The 4,363-nt window shown below is 63.5% G+C and carries 4 protein-coding genes; all 4 read left to right on the top strand.

The window, feature by feature from the left end; genetic code table 11:
* A partial coding sequence (locus tag VN856_RS10350) for an MCE family protein (RefSeq protein WP_325688626.1) occupies nucleotides 1–1,088 on the top strand: 1,088 nt, incomplete at its 5' end.
* A 28-nt stretch (nucleotides 1,089–1,116) separates the two neighbouring features.
* Complete coding sequence (locus VN856_RS10355; RefSeq protein WP_325688628.1) at nucleotides 1,117–2,145, top strand: MCE family protein; 1,029 nt, start codon at nucleotides 1,117–1,119, stop codon at nucleotides 2,143–2,145.
* Nucleotides 2,142–3,539: an MCE family protein gene (locus VN856_RS10360; protein ID WP_325688630.1), complete on the top strand. Its 1,398-nt coding sequence runs from the start codon at nucleotides 2,142–2,144 to the stop codon at nucleotides 3,537–3,539. Before VN856_RS10355 ends, VN856_RS10360 begins: the two co-directional genes overlap by 4 nt.
* On the top strand, nucleotides 3,536–4,363 hold an 828-nt coding region (locus VN856_RS10365), incomplete at its 3' end, for an MCE family protein (protein ID WP_325688633.1). The genes VN856_RS10360 and VN856_RS10365, both read left to right, overlap by 4 nt.

Here is a 4,363-nt window from a genome sequence, read left to right on the forward strand (position 1 = left end):
CGTCACGCAACGTGACCACCGAGGTCTACACGGTGTTCCAGAACCTGGTCGGTGTGCTCAACAAGGTCGATGTCGCCAAATTGAACGCGATCCTCACGGCGTTGGCTGACGGGTTCCGCGGCAAAGGGGAGGCCATCGGCGAACTGACCACCGACCTCAACCAGGTTCTGATGGCGGTCAATCCCCGCAGTGAAACCATTCGGGCCGATTTCCGTGCACTGAAAGGCTTCAGCGATACCTACGGCGGGGCCGCGCACGACATCGTGACGGTTCTCGACGCCCTCAGCACCACCAGCACCACAATCAGCAGTAACGCCAAGCAGCTTGACTCGCTGTTGCTCGACGTCACCGGGCTTTCCCACAGCGGCGTCAACCTGCTCGGCCCCAACAAAGACAAGCTGGTGCACGGCATCAATCTGCTCGAGCCCACCACCCGCTTGTTGATGAAATACAACCCCGAACTCACCTGTCTGCTGGTCGGCGGGAAGAACGTCGTCGATTTCGGGTTCCTGGATGTTGCCGGCGGCCACAACGGCTTTTCGGTGATCCTGGACGCTGGGTTGCTGCTGGGCGACGACACCTACCGATTCCCCGAAAACCTGCCGATCAACGACATCAAGGGTGGTCCCGGCGGCCAACCGGGCTGCGGCTCGTTGCCAGACGTGTCCAAGAACTTCCCGCAGCGCTACCTGGTCACCCACTCAGGGTGGGGCACCGGACTGGACGTGCGGCCGAACCCCGGTATCGGCTTCCCGGGCTACGTCGACTATTTCCCCGTCACCCGCGGAACACCGCGACCGCCCAGCATCCGTCACCCGGGAGGTCCGGCGCCCGGTCCGGTCCCCGGTACGGATGGATACCAGAGCCAGGCGCCCTACGGTGCGCAGCAATACGCCCCGGACGGAACGCCGCTGTATCCCGGCCTGCCACCAGCGCCTCCGCCGGGTCGGCCACGAGAAGGCGGACCACCGCCGGCCGGGTCCGAACCGTTCGCGCCGGCAGTGCCCGACGGCCCGCCAGCAACTTGCGGAATCGTCACCGGGCAGTGCGTGCCAAGGCCGCCGGCGCCGTATGCCCCAGCACCATGACGGCCTGAAGTCCTAGAGAAAGGCAGAGATGCGAGAGAATCTGCGAGGTGCGCTGTGGCGCCTCGCCGTCTACGCGTTCGTCTGCGTGGTGGGTGCCTTCGGGCTGATCGCCGTCTTCGCCCAGTTGCGTTTCCAGTCGGAGAAGACCTACACGGCCCAATTCGCGAACGTGTCGGGACTGGAGGGCGGCAACTTCGTCCGCATTGCCGGAGTCGAGGTCGGCAAGGTCAAGAGCATTGCTATCCAGCCCGATTCGACGGTGCTCGTAAAGTTCACCGCCGCCGACAACGTCGTGCTCACCGAGGGCACCAGGGCCGCCATTCGCTTCGCCGACCTCATAGGCGGCCGTTATGTGGCACTGGAGGAGGGCGCCGGGGCAGTCAAGAGACTTCATCCCGGTGACACCATCCCGCTGAGTAGGACCGAGCCCGCGCTGGACTTGGACGCGCTGATCGGTGGCTTTCGGCCGCTGTTTCGCGCTCTGGATCCCGAACAGGTGAACAAGCTGACCGGTCAATTGATCGCGGCCTTTCAGGGTCAGGGCGCCACGATCGGCTCGTTTCTCAGCCAGGCCGCGGCCCTGACCAACACCCTGGCCGATCGGGACCAACTGATCGGTCAGGTCATCGTGAACCTGAATTCGGTGCTCGGTTCGCTCGGCGGCCAGAGCACCCAGCTCGGAAAGGCAGTCGACTCGCTCGCCGAACTCGTGGACGGTTTGAACGCCCGCAAGCAAGACATCAGCGACGGTGTGGCTTACGCCAACGCGGCTGCGGGTTCCATCACGAGCCTGCTGGCGCAGGCGCGCCCGCCGCTGAAGAAAGTGGTGCACGAGGTAGATCGAACGGCCGTCAACGTGTTGGCCGATCACGACTATCTCGACAACTTTCTCAACACTTGGCCCGACGCCCTTCAGATACTCAACAGGCAGGGCATGTACGGCGACTTCTTCAGCTTCTATTTCTGCGAAATCGTGTTGAAGGTCAACGGCAAGGGTGGCCAGCCCATATATGTCAAGCTGGCCGACCAGCCCACGGGGAGGTGCACGCCCCGATGAAACCCTTCTCGGAACGCAGCCCGCTTCGCATCGGCCTCATCGGCGTCGGCGTGATCCTCGCGCTGATGTTTCTGTCGGTGAACTACGACAAGTTGCCGTTCTTCAGCAAGGGCACCACCTACTCCGCGTATTTCGCTGAGGCGGGCGGGCTGATGTCCGGCAACATCGTGCAAGTCTCGGGTTTCCGGGTCGGGCAGGTCTCCAGCGTCGAATTGGACGGAGCCCGGGTGCTCGTCAAGTTCGACGTGGCCAACAACATCCACCTCGGCGACCGCACCGAGGCGGCAATCAAGCTGAAGACCCTGCTGGGTACCAAGATCCTCGAGGTGACCCCGCGGGGTGACGGGAAGCTGAGCGCTCCGATACCGCTCGACCGGACGATACCGGCCTACCAACTGCCCGACGCGCTGGGTGACCTCACGACGACCATCAGCGGGCTGGACACCAATCGACTGTCGAAGTCGCTTGCCGTACTGGCCGACACGTTCTCCAACACCCCGCCCGACTTGAAAGTTGCAGTGCAGGGGTTGGCGCGATTTTCGCAGACACTGGACGCGCGCGATACGGAGTTGCGAAACCTGTTGAGTAACGCCGACAAGGCAACCAAGGTGCTGTCTGACCGTAGCGACGAGATCGTCAACCTCGTCACCAACACCAACTCGCTCTTGGTTCAACTCAGGAGTCAAAGTGCCGCGCTGGACCAGATCGCCAGCAACCTCTCCGCGCTGGCCCAGCAACTGAAGGGCTTCATCGCCGAGAACCGCGACACGTTGAAGCCGACGCTGGACAGGCTCAACGGTGTGTTGACGATTGTCGACAACCGCAAAGAACGCGTGCAGAAGGCACTCGTGGGCCTCAACAGGTACGCCTTGGGACTGGGCGAATCGGTGAGTTCGGGGCCGTTCTTCAAGGCCTATATCCCTAACTTGGTGCCTGGGCAGTGGCTGCAGCCGTTCATCGACGCGGCCTTCTCCGACCTCGGGATTGATCCGAACGTCCAATTGCCGACGGAGCGCACTGACCCGCAGGTCGGCCAGCCGGGAACACCGCCGTTGCCGGCGCCGTACCCGCGCACCGGCCAGGGCGGGCCACCGCGGATGACTATTCCCGATGCGATCACCGGGAACCCGAGCGATCACCAGTGCGGTGTGCCCGGCGTGGCGTTGCCCGGGCCCGGCTGCTACCCCTACCGAGAGCCACCGCCTGCGCCGCCACCCGGTGGTCCGCCACCAGGTCCACCCGCATTGCCAGGTCCCGGCCAAGGAAAATCCATGACCCCGCCGTCGGGTGTCGAGCAGCCGGCACCCGGACAATTGCCGCCCGCTCAATCGCCCGTATTGAGCGGGCCGGGGCCCATCGGGCCGCCGCCGCCAACCGAAGGCGGTGGACGGTGAAGTTTCTCAACGCCAAAACGGGCGTGGCCATCGGACTGGTGCTCGTCCTGATCGGAGGCATCGTCGCGGTCGTGGGCATGGAGACTGGCATCGGCCGCGTCAATGTCGTCGGCTACTTCGCCAACAGCACCGGTATTTACAACGGGGACGACGTCGTCATTCTCGGCGTGCCTGTCGGAAAGGTGGAAAAGATCGAACCAGAACCCGACCGGGTCAAGATCACCTTCTGGTACAACGACAAATACCACGTGCCTGCTGGCGCGAAAGCTGTGGTCCTGTCGCCGTCGCTGGTGACACCTCGATCCATCCAATTGACGCCGGCTTACACGGCTGGGCCGGCGTTGCGGTCCGGCGCGGTGATCCCTCAGGAACGCACCGTGGTCCCCGTGGAGTGGGACGATTTCCGCCAGCAGCTCGAGAAGCTAACGCAGGTACTGCAACCCACCAAACCGGGCGGAATCAGCACACTGGGCGCATTCGTCGACACCGCGGCCGACAACTTGCGCGGCCAGGGCCCAGGTATCCGAGACACGATCATCAAGCTCTCGCAAGCGATTTCCGCTTTGGGCGATCACAGTGGCGACCTGTTCAGCACGCTGAAAAACCTGTCGATCCTCGTTTCCGCACTGCATGACAGCGGCGATTTGCTGCAACATCTCAACCAGAATCTGGCCGCGGTGACGAACCTCCTCGCCGACGACCCCAACGAGGTCGGAAACGCGGTTCGTAACCTCAACGACGTGGTCGGCGACGTCCAAAACTTTGTGGCCGACAACGAAGAGTCGCTCGGTACCACGTCGGACAAACTGGCGTCCGTGACGCAG

It is taken from the genome of Mycobacterium sp. (assembly GCF_035603715.1).
In the GTDB taxonomy this organism is placed as follows: domain Bacteria; phylum Actinomycetota; class Actinomycetes; order Mycobacteriales; family Mycobacteriaceae; genus Mycobacterium.

Coding starts and splice junctions, on each gene's coding strand:
- VN856_RS10355 (WP_325688628.1), top strand. CDS start 1,117: ATGCGAGAGAATCTGCGAGGTGCGCTGTGGCGCCTCGCCGTCTACGCG.
- VN856_RS10360 (WP_325688630.1), top strand. CDS start 2,142: ATGAAACCCTTCTCGGAACGCAGCCCGCTTCGCATCGGCCTCATCGGC.